21 protein-coding genes are annotated in these 22668 nt (G+C 72.4%); 18 read left to right on the top strand and 3 right to left on the bottom strand.

Annotation, left to right across the window (positions count from 1 at the left end; genetic code table 11):
- Nucleotides 1-94 precede the first annotated feature (94 nt).
- From FHX44_RS22050 to FHX44_RS21980, 16 genes are all read left to right on the top strand, one after another.
- Complete coding sequence (locus tag FHX44_RS22050; RefSeq protein ID WP_147257531.1) at nucleotides 95-439, top strand: hypothetical protein; 345 nt, start codon at nucleotides 95-97, stop codon at nucleotides 437-439.
- A 43-nt stretch (nucleotides 440-482) separates the two neighbouring features.
- On the top strand, nucleotides 483-1112 hold the full coding sequence (locus FHX44_RS22045) for a Maf family protein (RefSeq protein WP_147257530.1): 630 nt from the start codon (nucleotides 483-485) through the stop codon (nucleotides 1110-1112).
- Nucleotides 1113-1348: 236 nt separating this feature from the next.
- Entirely contained in the window at nucleotides 1349-2929 is a 1581-nt protein-coding gene (locus tag FHX44_RS22040; RefSeq protein ID WP_147257529.1) for a Na+/H+ antiporter, read from the top strand.
- Between the two features lie 25 nt (nucleotides 2930-2954).
- Nucleotides 2955-3845, top strand: a complete 891-nt coding sequence (locus tag FHX44_RS22035) for a sulfurtransferase (RefSeq protein WP_147257528.1) — start codon at nucleotides 2955-2957, stop codon at nucleotides 3843-3845.
- A complete protein-coding gene (locus FHX44_RS22030) occupies nucleotides 3842-4297 on the top strand; it encodes a SufE family protein (RefSeq protein ID WP_147257527.1) in 456 nt (151 codons plus the stop codon). The genes FHX44_RS22035 and FHX44_RS22030 overlap by 4 nt, the downstream gene beginning before the upstream one ends.
- 106 nt (nucleotides 4298-4403) lie before the next feature.
- Nucleotides 4404-5318 carry a TIGR04222 domain-containing membrane protein gene (locus FHX44_RS22025; RefSeq protein ID WP_147257526.1) on the top strand — a complete coding sequence of 305 codons (915 nt, stop codon included), beginning with the start codon at nucleotides 4404-4406 and terminating at the stop codon, nucleotides 5316-5318.
- A 207-nt stretch (nucleotides 5319-5525) separates the two neighbouring features.
- The gene (locus FHX44_RS22020) at nucleotides 5526-7295 is read left to right on the top strand and encodes an acetyl/propionyl/methylcrotonyl-CoA carboxylase subunit alpha (protein WP_170308989.1); all 1770 of its coding nucleotides are present in this window, start codon (nucleotides 5526-5528) and stop codon (nucleotides 7293-7295) included.
- An 83-nt stretch (nucleotides 7296-7378) separates the two neighbouring features.
- Nucleotides 7379-7924 (top strand): GNAT family N-acetyltransferase, encoded by a 546-nt coding sequence (locus FHX44_RS22015; RefSeq protein ID WP_147257525.1) that lies wholly within the window; start codon nucleotides 7379-7381, stop codon nucleotides 7922-7924.
- Nucleotides 7925-8055: 131 nt separating this feature from the next.
- Nucleotides 8056-9378, top strand: a complete 1323-nt coding sequence (locus tag FHX44_RS22010) for an ABC transporter substrate-binding protein (protein ID WP_147257524.1) — start codon at nucleotides 8056-8058, stop codon at nucleotides 9376-9378.
- 2 nt (nucleotides 9379-9380) lie between these two features.
- A complete protein-coding gene (locus tag FHX44_RS22005; RefSeq protein WP_147261364.1) occupies nucleotides 9381-10343 on the top strand; it encodes a carbohydrate ABC transporter permease in 963 nt (320 codons plus the stop codon).
- Nucleotides 10336-11181, top strand: a complete 846-nt coding sequence (locus tag FHX44_RS22000; RefSeq protein WP_147257523.1) for a carbohydrate ABC transporter permease — start codon at nucleotides 10336-10338, stop codon at nucleotides 11179-11181. Before FHX44_RS22005 ends, FHX44_RS22000 begins: the two co-directional genes overlap by 8 nt.
- An 11-nt stretch (nucleotides 11182-11192) precedes the next feature.
- Entirely contained in the window at nucleotides 11193-12569 is a 1377-nt protein-coding gene (locus FHX44_RS21995; RefSeq protein WP_147257522.1) for a hypothetical protein, read from the top strand.
- A 7-nt stretch (nucleotides 12570-12576) separates the two neighbouring features.
- Nucleotides 12577-13479: a MurR/RpiR family transcriptional regulator gene (locus tag FHX44_RS21990; RefSeq protein ID WP_212612591.1), complete on the top strand. Its 903-nt coding sequence runs from the start codon at nucleotides 12577-12579 to the stop codon at nucleotides 13477-13479.
- 18 nt (nucleotides 13480-13497) lie between these two features.
- On the top strand, nucleotides 13498-15741 hold the full coding sequence (locus FHX44_RS21985; RefSeq protein WP_147257520.1) for an FAD-dependent oxidoreductase: 2244 nt from the start codon (nucleotides 13498-13500) through the stop codon (nucleotides 15739-15741).
- A gap of 227 nt (nucleotides 15742-15968) precedes the next feature.
- A complete protein-coding gene (locus FHX44_RS42245) occupies nucleotides 15969-16448 on the top strand; it encodes a hypothetical protein (protein WP_170308988.1) in 480 nt (159 codons plus the stop codon).
- A gap of 128 nt (nucleotides 16449-16576) precedes the next feature.
- Nucleotides 16577-17362 (top strand): ESX secretion-associated protein EspG, encoded by a 786-nt coding sequence (locus tag FHX44_RS21980; RefSeq protein ID WP_170308987.1) that lies wholly within the window; start codon nucleotides 16577-16579, stop codon nucleotides 17360-17362.
- Nucleotides 17363-17366: 4 nt separating this feature from the next.
- Here FHX44_RS21980 and FHX44_RS21975 read toward each other — a convergent pair whose 3' ends face one another.
- A complete protein-coding gene (locus FHX44_RS21975; protein WP_147257518.1) occupies nucleotides 17367-17726 on the bottom strand; it encodes a hypothetical protein in 360 nt (119 codons plus the stop codon).
- A 354-nt stretch (nucleotides 17727-18080) separates the two neighbouring features.
- Here FHX44_RS21975 and FHX44_RS21970 point away from each other — a divergent pair, with 354 nt between their 5' ends.
- Nucleotides 18081-18977, top strand: coding sequence for a hypothetical protein (locus FHX44_RS21970; protein ID WP_147257517.1), 897 nt, complete (start codon nucleotides 18081-18083; stop codon nucleotides 18975-18977).
- A gap of 41 nt (nucleotides 18978-19018) precedes the next feature.
- On the opposite strand, the gene FHX44_RS21965 is transcribed toward FHX44_RS21970, so the two are convergent.
- Entirely contained in the window at nucleotides 19019-19468 is a 450-nt protein-coding gene (locus tag FHX44_RS21965; RefSeq protein WP_147257516.1) for a gamma-glutamylcyclotransferase family protein, read from the bottom strand.
- Nucleotides 19469-19541: 73 nt separating this feature from the next.
- Here FHX44_RS21965 and FHX44_RS21960 point away from each other — a divergent pair, with 73 nt between their 5' ends.
- A complete protein-coding gene (locus tag FHX44_RS21960; protein WP_147257515.1) occupies nucleotides 19542-20945 on the top strand; it encodes an NAD(P)H-quinone dehydrogenase in 1404 nt (467 codons plus the stop codon).
- 417 nt (nucleotides 20946-21362) lie between these two features.
- Here FHX44_RS21960 and FHX44_RS21955 read toward each other — a convergent pair whose 3' ends face one another.
- Complete coding sequence (locus FHX44_RS21955) at nucleotides 21363-22598, bottom strand: amidohydrolase (RefSeq protein WP_147257514.1); 1236 nt, start codon at nucleotides 22596-22598, stop codon at nucleotides 21363-21365.
- Nucleotides 22599-22668: the final 70 nt, after the last annotated feature.

Below are 22668 nucleotides of genomic sequence, written 5' to 3'. Positions count from 1 at the left end.
TCAAGATCTGCCCAAGAAGCTGGCGACCCTGCTGTGACCGCACCCACACTCCGATGTGGAGCCGGGAGCAGCCTTCCCGGCGCGGGGGGTTCTCGTGGGCGTCGGAGCAGGTGTCCTCATATTGCTGTCCGCGCTGATCGTGGTCGTCGGGCTCGGCCTGGCGACCCGTCCGCCGCGGGCGACGCTTCGTCCCGGGGCGCGCAGGCCACGGCTGGCGGTCCGGGTCCGCCGCAGACGGGACCGGGTGACGACGCGGCTGCGGAGCGGCTGGTACGCGGCGACGACGTGGTCCACCGGCTCGGACGGGAGCGCCGACGGCTCGTCGAACCACGACAGCTCGTCCGGCTACGACGGCTCGTCCGGCCACGACTTCGGCGGAGGCGGCAGCTTCGGCGGAGGGGGCGGCGACAGCGGGGGTGGGGGCGGCGGCGGCTACTGAGGGCCGCGGCCGCCGGGCGGTGGGTCTCGTAGGCTGACCCGCCGTGCGTGTCGTGCTGGCCTCCGCCTCCCCCGCCCGCAGGGCGGTGCTGCAAGCCGCGGGCATCGACCCGCTGGTCGAGATCGCCGACGTCGACGAGGAGGCGCTGCTCGCCGCGATGCCGCAGGCGTCCCCCGCCGAGAAGGTCACCCACCTCGCCTCGGCCAAGGCCACCACCGTCGCCCGGCGCATCGGCGACACCCACGCGGACGCCGTCCTGATCGGCTGCGACTCGATGCTGCACATCGGCGGCGAGCTCGTCGGCAAGCCGGGCGACCCGGACACCGCCCGCCGCCGCTGGAAGGCGATGGCGGGCGGTACCGGCGAGCTCGTCACCGGCCACGCGGTGCTCCGCCTTGCCGACGGGGAGATCGATCGGGTCGCCGAGGGCCACGCGGTCACGACCGTCCGGTTCGCCGAGCCGTCCGACGCCGAGCTGGAGGCCTACCTGGCCACGGGCGAACCCCTCGTCGTCGCGGGCGCGTTCACCCTGGACGGCCTGGGCGGCTGGTTCGTCGAGGGCATCGACGGCGACCCGTCCAACGTGATCGGGATCAGCCTCCCGCTCGTCCGGCGGCTCCTGGCGGCCGTCGGCGTCCGGGTCACCGACCTCTGGCCCCCCACCACCGCCTGAGCCCGCGATCGGCGCGGAACGCAAGACTCGCCGGACCCGAATGCAAGACTCGCCCGTCCAGGGCCTCACGCCCACAGGCGAGTCCGACATCTCGCCACGGCGAGTCCAGCATTCCCACACGGCGAGTCCGACATCTCGCCACGGCGAGTCCGGCGTTCAGCTCGGCTGAGTCTCGCGTGCGGCCACGGCCGGGACTCACGCTCGGGCCGGTCCGGAAGGCGGGGCAGGCTGTGCGGGTGGAGGTCCTGCTGCTCGTCGTCGGGCTGATGCTCGCGGCCGTGCTCCTGGTCGGGGTGGGCGATCGGCTGCGGCTGCCGTGGCCGGTGCTGATGGTGCTGCTCGGCGTGGTGGTCGCGGCCGTACCGGGGCTCCCGGACGCCTTCGACCTCGACCCCGACCTGATCCTCCCGCTGTTCCTCCCACCGCTGCTCTTCGCGACGGCGCAGCGCACGTCGTGGGCGCTGTTCCGGGCCCGCTGGCGCAGCATCGCGCTGCTCGCGGTCGCGCTGGTGGCCGTGACGATCGCGGCGGTCGCCGGCACCGCGCTCGCCCTCGTCCCCGGGATCACGCTCACGGCCACCGTGGCGCTGGGCGCGATGGTCGCGCCGCCGGACCCGGTTGCCGTCGAGGCCGTCGCGGGACCGGTCCGGATGCCGCGCCGGTTGCTGTCCGTGCTCCAGAGCGAGGGCCTCTTCAACGACGCCACGGCGCTCGTCGTGTTCCAGACCGCCGTGCTCGCCACCGTGCAGGGCAGCGAGCTGTCGGCGTCCGGGCTGGTGCTGCGGTTCGTGCTCGGTGCGCTCGCGGCGGTCGTGCTGGGGGTCGTGTTCGCCCGCCTGGCCCGCCACGTCATCGACCGGGTGGCCGACCCGACCGGCCGCAGCGCGCTCACCCTCGTCCTCCCGTTCGCGGTCTACCTCGCCGCCGAGGAGCTGCACGCGTCCGGGGTGGTCGCCGTCGTGGTGGTCGCGCTCGAGCTGCGGTCGGCCAGCGCGGCGGACGAGGCGGCCGATCGCATCGTGCAGCGCTCGTTCTGGAACGTCGTCGAGCTGCTCGTCACGGGTGTCGCCTTCGGCCTGATCGGGCTGGACCTGCGCCAGGTGGTCGAGGCCGCCGGGGCGGACCTGCCGCGGATGCTCGCGCACGCTGCCGCCGTCTGCGCCGTCGTGATCGGGGTGCGAGCGGTGTGGATGACCGGGGCCTGGCTCGTGGTGCGCCGCTCCCCCGATGCATCGGCCGCGCCCCGCACCGGCCGGGAGGCCGTGGTGCTCGGCTGGTGCGGGATGCGCGGTCTCGCGACGCTCGCCCTCGCGCTGGCCCTCCCGGCCACCACCGTCGACGGGGCGTTCCCGGCGCGCGCGGAGCTGGTCGTGATCGCCTGTTCGGTGCTCGTCGTGACGCTGATCGGGCCGGGTCTCACGCTGCCGCTGCTCGTCCGGCTGCTCGGCGTGCAGGCCGACGCGGACGCGGAGCACGCGGCCGAGAAGGAGCTCACCCTGCGGGCCCGCCGCGCCGCGCTCGCCCGGATGACGCAGCGCGAACGCTCCGAGGAGCTGCCGGAGGAGGCGGTCGACGCGCTGCACGAACGCATGGGCCGGCTCGAGGCGCTGCTGCGCGGCGATCCGCCGACGGCCGAGGAGCGGGACCGGTTCGAGGCGCTGTGCCGGGGCCGGCGGCTCATGATGGAGGTGCAGGCCGACGCGCTGGCCGCGGCCCGTGAGGAGGTGCTCGCGGCCCGCCGGCAGCCCGGCGTCGACCCCGAGGCGGCCGACCGGGTCCTGCGCCGGCTCGACCTGCGCACGGTCCTGCTCGACTGATACGAGAGGACTAACCTCTCCGGGTATGGGACTGCCGAACGACCCCGACTCGAAGCTGGCTGCGTACGCGCACCCCGAGCGCCTTGTCACGACGGAGTGGCTCGCCCAGCACCTGGGCGACAGCGGGCTCGTCGTCGTGGAGTCCGACGAGGACGTGCTGCTCTACGACACCGGGCACATCCCGGGCGCGGTGAAGGTCGACTGGCACACCGAGCTGAACGACCCGGTCACCCGCGACTACGTCGACGGCGAGCGCTTCGCGCAGATCTGCGGCGAGCGCGGCATCACCCGCGACACCACGGTGGTGTTCTACGGCGACCGCAACAACTGGTGGGCCACCTACGCGCTCTGGGTGTTCTCCCTGTTCGGGCATCCGGACGTGCGGATCCTCGACGGCGGCCGTGCCAAGTGGGTGGCCGAGAACCGCGAGATGACCACCGAGCAGCCCAAGCCTCCTCAGGTGGACTACCCGGTCGTCGAGCGCGACGACACCAGGATCCGGGCGTTCAAGGAGCAGGTGCTCGCGCACCTCGGCAAGCCTCTCGTCGACGTCCGGTCGCCCGGTGAGTACTCCGGCGAGCTGCTCCACATGCCCGACTACCCGCAGGAGGGCGCGGTGCGCGGCGGCCACATCCCGGGCGCCGCGAGCGTGCCGTGGGCGCGTGCCGCCGCCGAGGACGCCACGTTCAAGCCGCGCTCAGACCTGGAGGCCATCTACCAGCAGGAGCAGGGCCTGTCCCCGGACGACGACGTCGTCGCGTACTGCCGTATCGGCGAGCGGTCGAGCCACACCTGGTTCGTGCTCACCCACCTGCTCGGCTTCTCGAAGGTCCGCAACTACGACGGCAGCTGGACGGAGTGGGGCAACTCGGTCCGCGTGCCGATCGTGCAGGGCTCGGAGCGCGGGTCGGCATGACGGATTCGATGTCGCGCACCCTGCCCCCGCAGCTCGCGGAACTGGTGGACGACTTCGCGGGCGTCGGGCCGAAGGACCGGCTGCAGATGTTGCTGGAGCTCTCGCGGGAGCTGCCCGAGCTGCCGGAGCGCTACGCCGACGCGGCCGACACGATGGAGCAGGTCCACGAGTGCCAGTCGCCGCTGTTCCTGGCGGTCGAGGTCGACTCCGACCCCGAGCGGCGTGTGCACCTGTTCTTCTCGGCCCCGCCGGAAGCACCCACCACCCGCGGGTTCGCGTCGATCATGCACACCGGCCTCGACGGCGAGGCCGCCGACGACGTGCTCGCCGTGCCCGACGACTTCTACACGGCCCTCGGTCTCGGTGAGGCCGTGAGCCCGCTGCGGCTGCGCGGCATGGCCGCGATGCTCGCGCGGATCAAGAAGCAGGTCAGGGCGGCCACCGCCGCCTGAGCGGCATCTCGCCGCAACCTCAAGTCCTTGTGAAGAACGTTCCGTACGCCCGGTGTGGGCCGCGACACTGTGAGCCGTCTCATGAAGACGGCTCAGGAGGTGTTCGATGGCCCTCGCAGCAGCTACCGCTGAGACCTGGGGCATCACCGGCACGACCTTCCTGCCTGCCTACGTCCTGATCGCGTTGACGGTCGGGACGGCTGGCATCTGCACGCGAAGAGCGCTCGCCGAGCCGGGTGCCACGACACCCGTCGACGACATCACCTCCCATCCGCACGACGTCGCGTACCTCGCCGGCGGCAACGAGCTGGCGATCTGGTCGGCGCTGTGCGCGATGCACCTGCGCGGCACGCTCACGGCGGCCGACGGCACGGTGCGGGCGATCGGGCGGCCCGACGCCGACGCCGACACGCTCGAGAAGGCCATCCACGCCACCGCGGGCTCGCCCGTGGGGCACCGGCGGCTCATGTTCCACCGGTCCGTGCGGCCCGCACTGGCCACGATCGAGGAGCGGCTGGTGGCCGCCGGGTTCCTGCTGTCGGAGAACCGCCGCAGGCGGATCCGCCGGGTCGGGTTCTGGATGCTCGCGGTCGCCGTACTCGGGCTCCTCCGGGTGCTCGCCGACGTCGCCGAGGCGCGGCCGGTCGGGCTCCTCGTCACCGCGCTGCTGCTCGTCACCGCCACGGGAGTGATGCAGATCGCCCTGGCTCCACGGCGCACCCGGCGTGGTAACCGTGCGCTTGCGGCGCTGCGTGAGCGGCACCGTGCACTCGCTCCGGAGCGGGAACCGGACTGGCGGTCGCACGGCCCGGCCGGCGCCGCGCTCGGAGTCGGCCTCTTCGGGACGGGGGCGCTCGCGGTCTCCGCGCCCGGTTTCGCCCGGCAGATCGCGCCGCAGGTGACGGGCCCGGACGACGCCGAGGGCTCAGGTCTCGCCGTCAGCGGAGGGGGTGACGGCGGAGGTGGCGGTGGCGGCAACCGGGGGGTGAGCCGCCACCGCCTGACGGATCGGTCGGGGTGATCGCGATCGCCTGACGCAACCGGACAGGGGCGATCGAGGCAATCGCCTCGCCCCCGCAGCGCCGTCTCGAGGGGTGACGGAGCTGCGGGGGCGGGCCCACATCGGTCACACCACGGCCCGGTGAGCAGGCATCGGTCCCTAAACTCCCGGGTAACCACTGCGCCGGGGCACAGGTCCCCCGGGGCACGCCACTCCAGGAGGCTGACCGTGCCGCGCTTGAGCAAGGTCCTCGTCGCCAACCGCGGGGAGATCGCAGTCCGGGTCGTCCGGGCCTGTCGCGACGCCGGGATCGCCAGCGTCGCCGTGTACGCGGACCCGGACCGCGATGCACCGTTCGTGCGGCTGGCCGACGAGGCGTTCGCGCTGGGCGGCAACACGGCGGCCGAGTCCTACCTCGACTTCGACAAGGTGATCGGGGCGGCCCGGCAGGCCGGCGCCGACGGGATCCACCCCGGCTACGGATTCTTGAGTGAGAACGCCGACTTCGCCCAGGCCGTGATCGACGCCGGCATCACGTGGATCGGCCCGACGCCGCAGGCCATCCGCGACCTCGGCGACAAGGTCACCGCCCGCCACATCGCAACGCGCGCGGGTGCTCCGCTCGTTCCCGGCACCCCGGACCCCGTCTCGGGGCCGGAGGAGGTGGAGGCGTTCGCCGAGCAGCACGGCCTCCCGATCGCGATCAAGGCCGCATTCGGCGGCGGCGGGCGCGGCATGAAGGTCGCGCGGGAGAAGAAGGAGATCCGCGAGCTCTACGAGTCGGCGGTCCGTGAGGCGGTGGCCGCGTTCGGGCGCGGTGAGTGCTTCGTCGAGCGCTACCTCGACAAGCCGCGCCACGTCGAGGCGCAGGTGCTCGCCGACACGCACGGCAACGTCATCGTCGTCGGCACTCGCGACTGCTCGCTGCAGCGGCGGTTCCAGAAGCTCGTGGAGGAGGCGCCCGCCCCGTTCCTCACCGGCGAGCAGCGCGCCACGATCCACGAGGCCGCCAAGGCGATCTGCAAGGAGGCCGGCTACCACGGCGCAGGCACCGTCGAGTTCCTGGTCGGGCAGGACGGGCTCATCTCGTTCCTGGAGGTCAACACCCGGCTGCAGGTCGAACACCCGGTGTCGGAGGAGACCTCGGGGCTCGACCTGGTGCGCGAGCAGTTCCGCATCGCCGAGGGCGAAGTGCTCAACCTGCTCGAGGACCCGGAGCCGCGCGGGCACTCGATCGAGTTCCGGATCAACGGCGAGGACGCGGGGCGCAACTTCCTGCCTGCCCCCGGCACGGTCACCGCGCTCACGTTGCCGTCCGGGCCGGGGGTGCGGGTCGACGCGGGCGTCGAGGCCGGTTCCGTCATCGGCGGACAGTTCGACTCGCTGCTCGCCAAGCTGATCGTCACCGGCTCCGACCGCGCCCAGGCCCTCGAACGCTCGCGGCGGGCGCTCGCCGAGTTCCAGGTCGAGGGCATGGCCACGGTGCTGCCGTTCCACCGGCTCGTCGTCGACGACCCGGCGTTCGCCGAGAACTTCACCGTCCACACGCGGTGGATCGAGACCGAGTGGAACAACACCGTCGAGCCGTTCACCAGCGGCGAGGGCGCTGACACCGACGAGTCCCCGCGCCAGACGGTGGTGGTCGAGGTGGGCGGGCGGCGCCTCGAGGTGTCACTGCCCGGCGACCTGACCATCGGCGGTGGCGCCGGTGCAGGCCCGGCCGCCGCGGCCAAGGCCCCTCCGCGGAAGCGGGGCAGCGGCAAGGGCGGCTCAGCGGTGTCCGGCGACGCCGTCACCGCACCGATGCAGGGCACGATCATCAAGGTCGCCGTGTCCGACGGCGACACCGTCTCCGCAGGCGACCTCGTCGTCGTCCTCGAGGCGATGAAGATGGAGAACCCCGTCACGGCGCACAAGGCCGGCACGATCACCGGCATGTCCGCGGTGCAGGGCAGCTCGGTGTCCCAGGGCACCGTCATCTGCGAGATCAAGGACTGAAGGCCGCGTCCTGCGGGTCGTGGCCGCGCTCTTCGCGCCCAGGATCACGAAGCCCATCGACCACGACCCACAGGACACGACCTTTGGACCCCGTAGAGATCAACGCAGGTCTCTGGTACCTGCGCGCCCTGCGCTGCGACGACAGGGTGGACGACCGGCCTGCGGTGGTCGCGTCCAGCCTCGACCCGGAGATCGCACGGTGGCGGCACCGGCCGCCTGCGGACCTCGCGGACGCGGACGCCTACATCCGGCGGCGGGCCGCGGAGTGGGTGCGCGACGAGCGGTACTCCTGGGCCGTGTGCGAGCCGACCACCGGCGAGATGCTCGGCGAGATCGAACTCGCCGAGCTGGACCTCTGCCACGGCGCCGCCGCCGTCGCCTGCTGGGCGCTCCCGGCCGCGCGCGGGCGGGGGATGATCACGACCGCGCTCTCCGCCGTCCTCCGGTTCGCCTACGGCGGGCTGGGCCTGCACCGCGTGACCTACGCGTGGGCCGACGGCAACACCGCGTCCGCGCGCGTCGCCGAGCGGTGCGGGTTCCGGATCGAGGGGCGCCCGCGCGAGGCGTGGGTGGTGGACGGCCGCCGGGTCGACGTGCACATCGCAGGCCGGCTGGCGACGGATCTCTGATCCGACACGGCAGGGAGTGGATCTCTCCCGCCAGTGATGAAAATTTCTTGCTTGGCGTCTAGCGATCAAGCCGCTCAAACAATAATCTCTTGCAGGCCAGGTCGGGGTTCACGGCGGTCGAAGGAGATCGGGTGATCGGACGAGGAAGGGCGGGAACGCCCACGCGGCGGCAGTTCCTGGCGGGGTGCGCGGGGCTCGCGTCGGCCGCGGCGCTGGGTGGGTGCAGCGCAGGCAGCGGGGCGACGCCGCCGAACACGCTCAACGTCTGGGGCGGCGTGCCGCCCGGATCGGGACCGGCCGCGCTGATCGACGCCTTCACCGCGGCGCACCCGGGCACCGAGGTCGCCTACACCCGCTTCGTCAACGACGACCGGGGCAACCTCAAGCTCGACACCGCACTGCAGGGCGGCGTCGACATAGACGTCTACTTCACGTACCAGACGAAAGCGCTCGCGCTGCGGGCCGAGTCGGGCATGACGCTCGACATCACCGACCGCCTCGCGGACGAACCGGAGCTCGCCCCCTTCCTCGATCGCGACAACCCGACCGCCTACTGGGACGGGGACCGCGTGCGGGCGCTCGCCACCGCCGCCGAGCCGTGGTTCGTCCTGTTCAACGAGGCCGCGCGAGAGCGCGCCGGGATCCCGCTGCCGACGCGCTGGACGGTGCAGGAGTTCGAGGAGATCACGCGCGAGATCCGCGCTGACGGCATGTTCGGCACCTACGAGGTGCCCGACTCCGCCCGCATCGCCCTCGGCCCCGACTACTGGTACACGCCCGACGGCGGGTCCAATTTCTCCGACCCGCACTTCCTGGAGTGGCTCGAGCTCGGGCAACGCATGATCCGCGACCGGGTCGCCTACCCCTGGACGGAGGTGCTCGCCCGGAACCTCGACGCCTACCAGCACACCGCGTTCGTCTCCGGCGAGTTCGCCACCTGGGTCAACGCGCCGTACAGCCTGCGCTACCTCTACAACGAGAAGGACTACCCGCACGACTTCCGCGTCGCGGCCGCCCCGTTGCCGACCGCCGCCGACGGCACCGGCTGGAACCAGGGCCAGTTCAACAACTTCATCATGATCAACCCGCAGTCCCCGCGGCAGGACCTCGCCTGGGAGTTCGTGCGGTTCTGGGTCACCGAGGGCTCGAAGCACATGGCCGTCGGCGGCAAGATCCCGACGCTCGGCAACGTGCCCCAGGAGGAGATGCTCACAAGCCTGCTCGGGCCCGATCCGGACCGGTGGTTCGACGTCGGTTCGTTCCGGCGCGTCCTGTTCGAGGAGCGGCCGCACCTGTACGTCGACAGCGACCTCACCGCGCTCCCGGAGATCACGCTCGCCGTCGAGCAGCAGCAGGACCTGTGCTGGATCGGCGAGCGGTCCCCCGCCGACTCCATCGCGTCCATCGACGCACAGGCCGCTGCGGCGATCGACCGCTACCGGAAGGCGGCGTGACCATGACCGTGACCGCTCCGACCGGCATCCCCACCGGCGCTCCCGCCTCCCGTACCGGCCGCGCCACCCCGCCGGCCGCATCCGTCGCCCAGCCACGGGCGTGGGTCGGCTGGCTGTTCATCGCCCCGAACCTGGTGGGCGTCGCCCTGTTCACGCTCGTCCCGCTCGTCTCGGTGGTGCTGCTGTCGTTCACCGAGTGGAACCTGGTGTCCGGCTTCGGCGGGATCGAGTTCGTCGGGCTGGAGAACTTCGTCAACGTCTTCCGCGACCCCGGCTTCTGGAACAGCGTGGTGCTCACGCTGGTCTACGCGGGCGTCAGCGTGCCGCTCACGACGATCCTCGGCCTGGCACTGGGCCTGGCGTTGAACCGCGACATCCCGGGCCGGGCAGCCCTGCGCGCGATCTTCTTCGTGCCCTACATCGTCAGCGTCGTCGCGATCGGCATGACATGGCTGATGTTGATGAACCCGTCGTCCGGCCTGGTCAACCAGGTGCTCGGCGCCCTCGGTCTGCAGGACGCCCCCGCCTGGTTCGCCTCGTCGTACTGGGCGCTCCCGGCGCTCATCGTGATCGCGGTGTGGGGCGGCGTCGGCTACGCCGCGCTCATCTACCTCTCCGCGCTGCAGGACGCGCCCACCCAGCTCTACGAGGCCGCCGACCTGGACGGCGCAGGCGTCTGGACGAAGTTCCGGGTGATCACCTGGCCGTCGCTCGTGCCGACCACGGTGTTCCTGCTGGTGACGCTGTTCATCGGGGCGTCGCAGGGGTTCGGGCTGATCGCCCTCATCACGGCGGGCGGGCCGGGCGACGCCACGACCACGCTGCCGTACTACATGTACCAGACGGGCTTCCAGTTCTACCGGTTCGGCTACGCGTCGGCGATCGGCATGGTGACGTTCCTCGGCGTGCTGGCCCTGACGCTCCTGACCTGGCGCGCGCAGCGCGGGAGGGCCCTCCATGACTGACATGATCCGCTCCTCGCGCGCCCGCCGGCAGCGTTGGCTGTGGGGCATCCCGCTCTGGCTCCTCGCACTCGCCTTCCTCACGCCGTTCGCCTGGATGCTCTCGACGGCGTTCAAGCGCGACGCCGACGCGTTCACCGTGCCGATGGACTGGATCCCGGACCAGGCCACGTGGGACGCCTACGCCGCCGTCCTGTTCGGCGAGTCGTCGATCGTGCCGGCGTTCGCCAACTCCGTGTTCGTGGCGGCGTTGCGGGTGCTCGGCGAGGTGGTGACGGCGACGATGGCGGGCTACGCCTTCGCCCGCATCCGGTTCGCGGGCCGCGACACGGTGTTCCTGCTCTACCTCGCGACGGCGATCATCCCGGCCCAGCTGTTGCTCGTGCCGCGGTTCGTCTACTTCCAGACGTTGGGGCTCTACGACACGCTGTGGGCGCTGATCCTGCCCGGCATGTTCACGGTGCTGGGCACCTTCCTCATGCGCCAGTTCTTCGTGAGCCAGCCCGCCGAGTTCGCCGAGGCCGCCCGTATCGACGGGGCGTCGGAGTGGCAGATCTTCTGGCGGATCTACGTGCCGATGGCCACTCCCGTGATGAGCGCGCTCGGCATCCTCGCCTTCGTCTGGTCGTGGAACGACTACGAGGCGCCGCTGGTGCTGATCTCGAGCCCGGAGACCTACACCCTTCCGCTCAGCCTCTCGAACTTCACCGACGAGCAGGGCTCGCTCTCGCCGAGCCTGTCGATGGCCGCGTCGGTCGTGTCGATCGTGCCGGTGTTGATCGTGTTCCTCGTGCTCCAGAAGCGCTTCGTGCAGGCGATGACCCACACCGGAATCAAGTGAGGGACGAAACCATGATGCAGGTCTCCGGGGTGTTCCCCGCGCTGGCGCAGGTGGGCGACTTCGGCCCGCCGCGCAGCGAGCTCGGCGTGGGGGCGCTGATGCCCTGGAACGGCAAGCTCTACGTGCAGAACTACAACTCGCACCGGGCTGCGAGCGGCGGCGGCGTGAGCCTGCGGCGGATCGACGCGGACCTGTCGATGGAGGTCGTGCCAGAGACGCTCGGCGTCGACGGCACCTACACCAACCGGTTCGTGCACTTCCCCACCAGCACCCTGGTGATCGGCCCGCACGTGGTGTCCGCCGACCACACGATCCGCACGGTGCCGGAGCTGGTTCCGATGCGGGTCTGCGGCACCACCCGGCACCTGACGAAGCCGGACACCCACGTCTACGTCCTCGCGATGGAGGGCGAGGTGTTCGAGCTGGACGTCACGACGCTCGGGTGTCGGCAGGTGTTCGACCTCAACGCCGAGCTGGGCACCGACGGCGAGTGGAAGGTGCACTACAAGGACTGCTACACGAGCTTCGGCCGCTTCGTCGTCTGCTCCAACGAGTACAGCGAGGACGACTGGGCGGGCAAGCAGGCCCGCGGCAGGCTCGCCGAGTACGACGGCGAGCGCTGGACGGTCCTGGCCCGCAAGCCGTTCACCGGGATCGGCGGCCGCCACGAGTTCGGCGGCACGATCTTCGCGACGGGCTGGGATCGGGCCTCCGCGATCCTGGAGGTCTTCACCGACGCCGACGGGCGCTGGACCCGTTACCGGCTTCCCAAGGCATCCCACACGTTCGACCACAAGTGGCAGACCGAGTGGCCGCGCATCCGCGAGGTGGAGCACGAGCGGCTGCTCGTCGACCACCACGGGATGTTCTACGAGCTCTCGCCGTGGGCGTACGGCGGGCGGGTGTGGGGCGTGCGGCCGGTGTCTACGCACCTGTGGGTGCTGGGCGACTTCTGCTCGTGGCGCGGCATGTTCGTCGCCGGGGCGGACAACGCGTCGCCGAGCCACGGCCTGAACCCGACCACTGCGGAACCGCAGTCCGGCATGTTCTTCGGCAAGACCGACGACCTGTGGGGATTCGGCAAGCCGGCCGGCTGGGGCGGGCCGTGGTGGGAGGAGGAGGTCGGCGCCGACGTCCCGTCCGACCCCTACCTGATGACCGGTTTCGAGCACAAGTGCCTGCACCTGGAGAACCAGGGGCGGACCCCGATGAACGTCACTGTGGAGATCGACTTCCACGGGCACGGCCGGTTCGGCGCGGTCGAACGCATCGAGGTCGGGCCGGGCGAGACGCGCACGCACGTGTTCCCCACCGGGTTCAGCGCCCACTGGGTCCGGCTCGTCAGCGACGTGGACACTTCCGCGAGTGCCCAGTTCGTCTACACCTGAGGACCCGGTGACGGTCCCCGTTCCCCACGACGGCGCGCCGCGGCGCGCCGACGAGGCGAGTCCGCTGCAGCAGATCCGCGACGCGCTGGGCTCGCTCAGCGGCGCGACGCGGCGGGTCGCCGAGACGATCCTCGGCTCGCCCGCCGAGGCCGGCCGCAGCTCGATCACCGTGCTCGCCGCGCGGGCGGAGGCCTCGGCCGCCACGGTCACGCGGCTGGCCGCGCTGCTCGGCTACTCCGGCTACCCGGCGCTGCGCGCCGCGATCGCCACCGAGTACGGCCGGGGCGTGCAGGGCGGGTGGGACCGCGACCTCGGCTCGGTGATCCAACCTGCCGACCCACCTGAGCAGGTGCTCACCGTGCTCGCGACCGCGCAGTCGCGGGCGCTGCGCAACGCGATGGGCTCGATCGACCTCGCCGTCGCCGCACGGGTCGCGGACCGGATCGCCGCCGCGCCGCGGATCCACGTGTTCGGCGAGTGGGGCGACGCGATCCCGGCGCGCGAACTCACCATCCGGCTGCTGCGCATCGGGCGCCCCGTGTGGTTCTTCGAGGGGCAACGGGAGTCCCACGTCGGCACGAGCCTGCTGCACCGCGGCGACGTCGCGCTCGCCGTGGACCGCTCGGGGGACGACGCCGTGGCGCGGGCCTTCCTCACCGACGCGGGCGAGCGCGGCGCCTTCACCGCGCTGATCACCGGGATGCCGGACTCGCCGACCGCGGCCGAGGCCGACGCGGTGCTGTTCACCGGCACCCGCGAGACCAGCACCTGGACCGACTACTTCGCAGGCCGCTCCAGCGACACGCTCGTGGCCAGCCTGCTCTGGGTGCTCGTCGCCCAGCGCACCCCGGAGGCGCTCGCCGAGGCCTTCGTGAGCCTGCACGGACCTGCTCCCGAGCCGGAGCGGTAGCACCAGGAGAGGACACGCATGCGCACCGAGCACGTCGAGTCGGACCTCACGGTGATCGGTGGTGGTCTCGCGGGCTGCTGCGCCGCGATCGCCGCCGCCCGCCAGGGCGCGCGCGTCGCGCTCGTGCAGAACCGGCCGGTGCTCGGGGGGAATTCCTCAAGCGAGATCCGGGTGTGGGTGTGCGGGGCCACCGCGCACGGCGCGCAGCGCTACGCCCGCGAGACCGGGATCATGGGCGAGCTCTTCGTGGAGAACCAGTACACGAACCCCGACGGCAACCCCTACTACTGGGACCTCGTGCTGCTCGAGGCCGTACGCGCCGAGCCGAACCTGAGCCTGTTCCTGAACACCGACGTGCGCGACGTCGAGGCCGACGGGCCCGCCGACGCGCGCGTGATCCGCTCGGTGACCGGCTGGACGATGGGCTCGGAGCGGGTGGTCACGTTCACGAGCCCGGCGTTCGTCGACTGCAGCGGCGACGGCCTGGTGGGGCATCTCGCGGGCGCCGAGTACCGCACCGGGCGCGAGGCGCGCGCCGAGTTCGGCGAGTCATGGGCCCCCGAGGTGCCCGACGAGGTCATGCTCGGCAGCACGATCCTCTTCTACTCCACCGACGCCGGGCACCCCGTGCCGTTCGTGCCGCCGTCCTTCGCGAAGGACATCCGGAAGACCTCGATCCTCGACCGCCGCGTCATCCGCGCCGACGCCAAGGGCTGCGCCTTCTGGTGGATCGAGTGGGGCGGCGAGCGCGACATCGTGCACGACAACGAGGAGATCCGCGACGAGCTGCAGGCCGCCGTCTACGGGATCTGGGACCACATCAAGAACTCCGGCGAGTTCGACGCGGACAACCTGACCCTGGAGTGGATCGGCTCGGTACCGGGCAAGCGCGAGTACCGGCGGTTCGTCGGCGACCACGTCCTCATCCAGCACGACGTGCTCGAGCAGACCGAGTTCCCCGACCGGGTCGCCTTCGGCGGCTGGTCCATCGACCTGCACCCGCCCGGAGGCATGTACGCCACCGAGCCCGGGTCCCGGCACTGGCACCCCGACGGCGTCTACCACATCCCGCTGCGCTGCCTGTACTCCCGCAACGTCACGAACATGTGGATGGCCGGGCGCACCATCTCGGCGTCGCACGTCGCGTTCGGCACCACGCGCGTGATGGCGACCTGCGCCGTCGGCGGCGAGGCGGCCGGCACCGCCGCCGCGCTGGCCGTGCAGCGCGGGCTCACGCCCCGCGAGCTGGCCACCGAGCACATCGACGTCGTCCACCGCGCCCTCACCCGCGCCGACGGGCCGCCGCTCGGGGTGCCCGCAGACGACCCTGCCGACCTCGCGCTGACCGCCCGCGTCCGCGCGTCGTCGCAGCTGCGGACACCGGCCGTCGAGGTCTCGGACGGCACCGAGCCGCTCGACGAGGCGCTCGGGCTCGTCCTGCCGGTGCACCCGTCGCTCGGTGCGTTGGAGCTGCTCGTCGACGCCGACCGGGACGCCGAGCTCGTCGCCGAGGTGCACGCGACCGGCAAGCCGCAGAACTACCTGCCCGCCCGCCTCGTCGCGACCGCAACCGCGGCCGTCCCCGCCGGGGAGAAGCAGTGGGTGCGCCTCGACGTCGGGTGGCGGCCCGACACCCCGCAGAACGCGTTCGTCGTGCTGCGGGCCGACCCATCGCTCGCCGTCCACCACAGTGCCACCGCCGAACCGGGCACGCTGTTCTTCCGCCACCGCGAGCCGACCCCCGACGAGCGGTGGACCGAACAGTGGCGGGCGTGGAAGCGGATCCTGCAACGCGAGAGCCTGTGCTTCCGACTGGTCGAACCGACGTCCGCGTTCGCCCCCGCCCGAGTCGTGGGCGGCCATGCGCGGCCGTACGGCGGCCCGCAGATGTGGGTGTCGGAGCGGCTCGACCACGACCGGGAGCCGTGGGTGGAGCTGCGTTGGGACGAGCCGGTGACGGTGGCCGAGGTGGCGCTCGTGCTCGACGACGACGTCGAGGAGGACCTGATCAACCTGCACCACCACCACACACCGTTCCGCGTGCTGCCGACGCTCCTGCGCGACTACGACCTCCAGCTCGATGACGGCGGGGGGTGGCGCACGGTCGCCCGCGTGATGGACAACCGCCGCCGGCACCGGGTGCACACGCTCGACGCGCCGGTCAGCATCGGCGCACTGCGCGTCGTTGCGAGGGCGACGAACGGCGCTCCCCGCGCGCACGTGGTGTCGGTTCGGGCCTACGGCTCGGCGACGGACAGTTGACGATCGACTACACGGCGATTTAACGTCAGCGGGCCAGGTGATTCCACAGCGAACCGCACCGTGCTGAACAAGTGCATAGCGGAAGCAGTGACAACCCGTGTGACAACCGACCACGGGGCCCGGTGATCCCGCCACGCGGAACGCCGCGCCGCGGATCCGTTCACCACGCTGGCTCAGGCCGCGCCGTGAACACGCCAGCACGTCCACATCGGCGACCAGGATCCGTCATGCCCCCCGACACATTCATCACGAGTCACATCCATACCGACGGGCCGATACCCGGCCCCCACTCCCTGCTCACCCTCGTCTCCGCTGCGTACCCGCGCAGCGACGGGCGACCGACCTCCGTGTTCACCACCAACGTCCGAGAGCTGCCCGGAGCCACCCTCCACCCGCTCGCCCTCCAGTCCTGGAGACGTCGGTCGGAGGACTGGCTCTCCACCCGGCGGGCAAGCCGACCCCCTGCCCCTGCGATGAGCGCCTACGCCAGCTGGGTCCACCGGCTGCCTGGGCGTCCGGTGTTCGTCACCGACACCGCTGACCCCGACTACCTGTTCCTCTACTGGTACCTGCAGCGGTTCACCGGGGACTGGCCCTTCGCCAGCACCCGGGGCGATGCGGAGCTCCGCCGCCGCCTCGCCTGCACGACCCTCTGCCCGCTCACCGGGTGCCGCACCGCCGACGCGGCGCTGGCCCGGACGAGTTGACGGAGTTCCCCGACGGCCGGTGCGTGGGCCCCCGCACCGGCCGTCGGTGTGTCCGGGCCGTTCGCACTCGCACACGTTTCGCGTCGAACGGCCCCGCCGGTCCGCGGCCGCGCCATAGCGTCCCGCCCGTGACCGAAACCGTCTCGGCTGTTCTCGACACCCGCCGCCACATCCTCACGACCGCGGAGTTCGACGTGCTGTGGGAGTGGCTCGGGTTGGCCGCCACCCCCGTCGTCCTGCAGCTCGCGTCGCCGGGGCGCACCCACACCGAGCGGCGCGCGATCCAGGCCGACGCGTGGCGGGGCCTTCGGGGGCGGGAGCTCGCCGGGTCCGACGGGCCCGACCCGGAGCTGGCGCGGCTCATGCACCTGCTCGCCCGGCCGGAGGAGCAGCTCGAGCTGCGCGCGTGGTGGGGCCGCGAGGTGCGGGCCCTCGCCGCCGCCCGGCACGGCGCGGGCGCCCTCGCGCTGCGCGAGGCGGACAGCGTGATCGTCACGGCGTGCGGCTCGCTCCCGTCCGCGCTCCTCGGCACGTTCCCCCCGGCCGAGCGCGGCCCGGGACGCGCCTGCACGGTGCCCAGCTCCGTCCTCGCGGCCGCCCCGACCACCGAGCTGCGGCCCGTGCTGCTCGGTGCGGGCGTGCCGTCGGCCGAGGCTGCGCTGCTCGAGACGATGGTGGCCGGCACCAAGCGGCGGGCCCAGGTGGTGGGGCTCGCTGCCGATCGGTGGGGCGTCCTGCGGCGGGCGGGCGGCGTGCTCGGTGTCCTGGACGGGCCGCGCGGCCGCTACCTGCTCACCCGCAGCACGGGCGATGACGGCGTCGAGTGGGCCACGGTCGCCCCGGCCGACGACCGGCAGCTGCGGCACCGGATCTCCGACCTGCTGGCCACCGCGGTCGCGGCCGCCGGCGCCTGAGCGGCTACTTGTCGAGTCGCCCGGTCACCCCGCGACCGGCGACGGCCCCGGCCACCCCTGCGAGCACGGTCAGCCCGGCGAGCAGCACGGTCACCCACCCGAGGCCGGCGACGAGCAGCCCGACCCCCGCCGACACGGCGCCGACGGCGAGCCCGGTGCGGGCCACACCGGCCCCGGTGCGGTCGCGGGTGACGAAGCGAGCGGCGCCGGCCGTGAGCAGCACGGCGAGCAGCCCGCTCAGCGGAGCCAGCAGCGCGGCCGGCGGGAGCACGAAGTAGGCGAGGTCGTCGACGAACTGCGCGCCGACCCCGGCGAGCAGCGCGGCGCCCACGGGCACGCGGGACGTGGCAGGCAGGGTGGTCATGCCCCGATCGTCCGCGGAGCCCCACCCCAGGGCATCGGGGATCCCCCGGACCCACCCCCGACCCCCGCGAGTCCGGCATCCCGCCGGCGAGTCCGACGTCCGAACACGGCGAGTCCCACGTTCAAGCACGGCGAGTCCGACAAACGAGCACGGCGAGTCCGACAAACGAGCACGGCGAGTCCGACAAACGAGCACGGCGAGTCCGACAAACGAGCACGGCGAGTCCGACAAACGGGCACGGCGAGTCCGACGTCGAGCACAGGTCGCGGAGTGAGTTGTCCACATCAGCAGTCGTGCATCCACAACTCGGCCGTTCGTCGGTCCGGGAGCGTCGGGAGGACGCATGGTGCAGGTATGGCTCTTCCGACCAGCGGTCTGCACGGCGCCCACCTCCGCAGCGATCTCGAGCGGGTGCTCGGCCGAAGACGTGTGACCAATGCGGTCACCAGCAAGGAGGTCATGCCGCTGTGGCGCGGGGTTCTCGTCGAGAGCGCCCGGTTGTTGGATCCCTGGACACGCGCCAGCGCGGCGCTGCTGACCGCGGGCCCGCGTGCCGTGGTCTCGGGGGTCACCGCCGCTCACCTCCACGGGTGCCGCGCTGTCGAGTCCCCTGCGGTCCACATCCTCGTCCCGTACGGCTGCGAGACCCGCAGTAGGGACGGGCTGGTCGTCCACCGCGGCAGGGCCTTCGCCGACGACTCGGTCGAGCTAGATGGTGTGCGCGTCCTCCCGCTGGACCGAGTGATCGCCGACATGTTGTGCACGCTGCCGGCCCGTGACGCGCTGGCACTCGCGGACGAGGCGCTGAGACTCGTCGGCGATCCCGCAGACACGTTCCGCAAGCAGGTCGCGCGCCGGATCGAACGACGGCACGACCCTCGGGGCACGGTGCGCGCCGCCGGCCTGCTGGACCTGACGTCCGCTGGCGTCGACTCTCCTGCCGAGAGCTGGATCCGCCTGATGATCGTCGAGCAGGGCCTTCCCGTCCCTGAGGTCAACTGGGAGATCCGGGGTCTCGACGATCGGTTGCTCTATCGCCTCGACCTGGCCTGGCCGCAGCTCCGCATCGCGCTCGAGTACGACGGGTACGCGGCCCACGCCGGGCACGAGGCGGAAGACCGTGCCCGGCGGGCAGACCTCGAGGCACGGGGGTGGATCGTCGTGGTCGTCCGGAAGGAGGACCTACGCGTCTTCACCCCGGTCATCACGGCCTTGCGCGCTGCGTTCGCGCGTCGCGGCTACACCGGGTGATGCTTCGCGCGACTCGCCGCGCCGATACGCCGGACTCGCGGTCAGAGGGACTTGCGGCTGGGGCGGCTGCGCAGGGCGGCGACGTAGTCGTCGGGAGCACCCGCCTGTTCGGCGGCGTCCGCGATGACCCCGAGGTAGCGCGCGCTGGGGAGTCCGCCCTCGTAGGCGTCGAGCACGTACACCCAGGCGAGGACGTCGCCCTCCAGGGTGTGCACCCGTAGCCGCAGCTTCTTGTGCAGGCCGAGCTCACCGCCCTCCCAGCGGTCGAGCTGGGCGGTGTCGAGGTCGGAGACGTCGTAGAGCACGACGAACACCTGCGAGTCCGGGTCCTCGACCACTGTGGAGAGCGCGCCCTCCCAGCCGAAGTCCTCGCCGCCGAACGTCAGCCTCCACCCCATGAGCCACCCGGTACCCGCCATGGGCGAGTGCGGGGCACGCTCCTTCATCTGGGCGGGATCCATGTTCGACCCGTAGGCGGCGTACAGCGGCACCGCAACAGAGTAGAGCGACGCCTCCCGCGTACGGTGCTCGGGGAACGTATCGGACGAGGAAGGGCGTGCTCCGGTGACGCGGATCGTGATCATGGGTGGCGGGCCGGCGGGCTACGAGGCCGCCCTGGTGGCGGCCCAGCACGGCAGTGACGTCACGGTCGTCGAGCGCGACGGCATGGGCGGAGCCTGCGTGCTCGACGACTGCGTGCCGTCGAAGACCTTCATCTCGTCGGCGGGTGTCCGCGTCGACATGCACCGCGCCCCCGACCTCGGAGTCACCACCGACCCGCACGCGATCGGCGTGGACCTGCCCACCGTGCACGCGCGGGTCAAGGGGCTCGCGCTCGCCCAGTCGGCGGACGTCCGGGCGCGGGTCGAGCGGGAGGGCGTGCGGATCATCCGGGGCACGGCCGCCTTCACCGACGAGTCCTCCGCCCATGCGCCCCACCTCGTCGAGGCCCGCACGCCGGACGGCGGCCGGGAGGAGCTCCCCGCCGACGTCGTGCTCATCGCCACCGGAGCCACGCCCCGGGTCCTGCCCGACGCGGTCCCCGACGGCGAGCGGGTCCTCACCTGGCGGCAGCTCTACGACCTGCAGGAGCTGCCCGATCACCTGATCGTGATCGGTTCCGGCGTCACGGGCGCGGAGTTCGTGTCGGCGTACGTCGAGCTCGGCGCCCGTGTCACGTTGGTGTCCAGCCGCGACCGGGTGCTGCCCGGCGAGGACGCCGACGCGGCCGCAGTGCTGCAGGACGTCTTCACCGAACGCGGGGTCCGGATCCTCTCGCAGGCCCGCGCCGACTCCGTCAAGCGTGACGGTGACGGCGTCGTCGTCACGCTCGCCGACGGTCGCACGGTCACCGGTTCGCACGCCCTCATGACGGTCGGGTCGGTGCCGAACACCACCGACCTCGGGCTGGAGAAGATCGGCGTCGAGACCGGACGAGGCGGCTTCATCCCGGTCGACCGAGTGTCACGCACCTCCGTGCCGGGTGTGTACGCGGCAGGCGACTGCACCGGGCTGCTCATGCTCGCCTCGGTGGCGGCGATGCAGGGCCGGATCGCGATGTGGCACGCCCTCGGCGAGGGTGTCGCGCCCATCAAGCTCAAGACGGTGGCGGCCGCGGTGTTCACCCGCCCGGAGATCGCCACGGTCGGGATCAGCCAGCGTGCGATCGATGCGGGTGAGGTGCCGGCCCGCACGATCATGCTGCCGCTGTCGACGAACCCGCGCGCCAAGATGCAGGGGCTTCGCCGCGGGTTCGTGAAGCTGTTCTGCCGCCCGGCCACCGGGGTCGTGGTCGGCGGTGTGGTGGTGGCGCCCGTGGCGAGCGAGCTGATCCTGCCGATCGCCCTCGCCGTGCAGAACGGGTTGACGGTGGCCGACCTCGCCCACACGTTCTCGGTCTACCCGTCGCTGTCGGGGTCGATCACGGAGGCGGGGCGGCAGCTCATGCGCCACGGCGACCTCGACTGAGCAGTAGCGCCAGACTCGCCCTGCACGAACGTCGGACTCGCCGTGCCTGGACGTCGGACTCGCCGCGCTTGAACGCCAGACTCACCGCGCTTGAACGCCAGACTCACCGCGCTTGAACGCCAGACTCACCGCGCTTGAACGCCAGACTCACCGCGCTTGAACGCCAGACTCACCGCGCTTGAACGCCAGACTCACCGCGCTTGAACGCCAGACTCACCGCGCTTGAACGCCAGACTCGCCGCGCTTGAACGCCAGACTCACCGTGCCGGACGTCGGACTCGCCGTGGCAGGACGCTGGACTCGCCGTGCGCGGATGTCGGACTCGGCGTGTGCGAATGCCCGACTCGCGGATGGGTCGGCCCCGCCCGGACCCGGAGTCGCGCGTTGGGGTCCGGGTCCGGGCGGGGTTGCCGGCCGTCAGGTGGTCAGGGCGGTGAGGGCGGCGTGGGTCAGGACCCGGACGCCGAAGGGGAGGGCGCGCTCGTCCAGGTCGAACGTGGGCTGGTGGATGTCGCGCATCGGGCCGTGGCCGGGCCAGACGCCGAGGCGTGCCATCGCACCCGGGACGTGCTCGAGGTACCAGGCGAAGTCCTCGCCGCCGCTGGACTGCTGGGTCTCGGCGGCGGCCTCCGGGCCGCCGACGGTGACGGCCGCGCCGGCGAGCATGCCGGAGCTGACCGCCTCGTTGACGACCGGCGGGACGCCGCGGACGTGCTCGAGCTCGTAGGTGACGCCGGTGGGGGCGAGCACGGACTCCACGAGACGCTGGACGACATCCTCCAGTTCGCCCCAGGTGGCGTGGTCGGCGGTGCGCAGGGTGCCCCGCAGGACGCCGTGCTGCGGGATCGCGTTGGCCGCCTCGCCTGCCTGCACCGCACCCCACACGAGGACGGTGCCGGAGCGGGGGTCGACCTGCCGGGTGAGCAGCAGCGGGATCTGCGTGATGAGCAGGCCGATGGCCTCGACGAGGTCGGCGGTGAGGTGCGGGCGCGAGGTGTGGCCGCCCGGGGAGGTGAGCCGGACCTCGAGCACGTCGCATGCGGACGTGATCGGGCCGACCCTGGTGCCGAGCCGACCGACCTCGAGACGCGGGTCGCAGTGCAGCGCGAAGATCCGGTCGACGCCCTCCATGGCGCCGTCGGCGACCACGTCGATGGCGCCGCCGGGCTGCACCTCCTCGGCGGGCTGGAAGATCAGCCGGACCCGGCCGGGCAGCGCGGGCGCCGCCGCCAGCGCGAGGCCGGCGCCGAGCAGCATGGCGGCGTGTGCGTCGTGGCCGCAGGCGTGCATCACGCCGTCGACGGTGGAGGCGAACGGGAGGCCGGTGTCCTCGCGGAGGGGCAGGGCGTCGAGGTCGGCGCGCAGCGCCACGCAGCGCTCGCCGAACCCGATGTCACAGACCAGACCGGTGCCGCCGGGGAGGGTGCGGGGCTCGAGGCCCGCTGCCATCAGACGCTGGGCGATCATCTGCGTGGTGCGGATCTCGGAGCGGCCGAGCTCCGGTACCGCGTGGAACGATCGACGCCAGCCGACGAGGTCGGCGCGGTGGGCGTCGAGCCAGGCGTCGAGCCACGCAGGGCCGGTTCCCGCACCGATGTCGGGAACGGGGAGATCGGCGACGGCGAGGTCGGGGTTTGCCTCCAGGAGGGTCACCGGGCACCACCGGCCCGGCGGACCCTCGGTCGGCCCGCCACGGCGCGGTGCGTCAGCGGACCGCGCATCG

This window comes from Pseudonocardia hierapolitana, from assembly GCF_007994075.1.
Lineage (GTDB): Bacteria > Actinomycetota > Actinomycetes > Mycobacteriales > Pseudonocardiaceae > Pseudonocardia > Pseudonocardia hierapolitana.
Note: the sequence above shows the minus strand (reverse complement) of the source record. Positions and strands in the feature narration are given on the sequence as shown.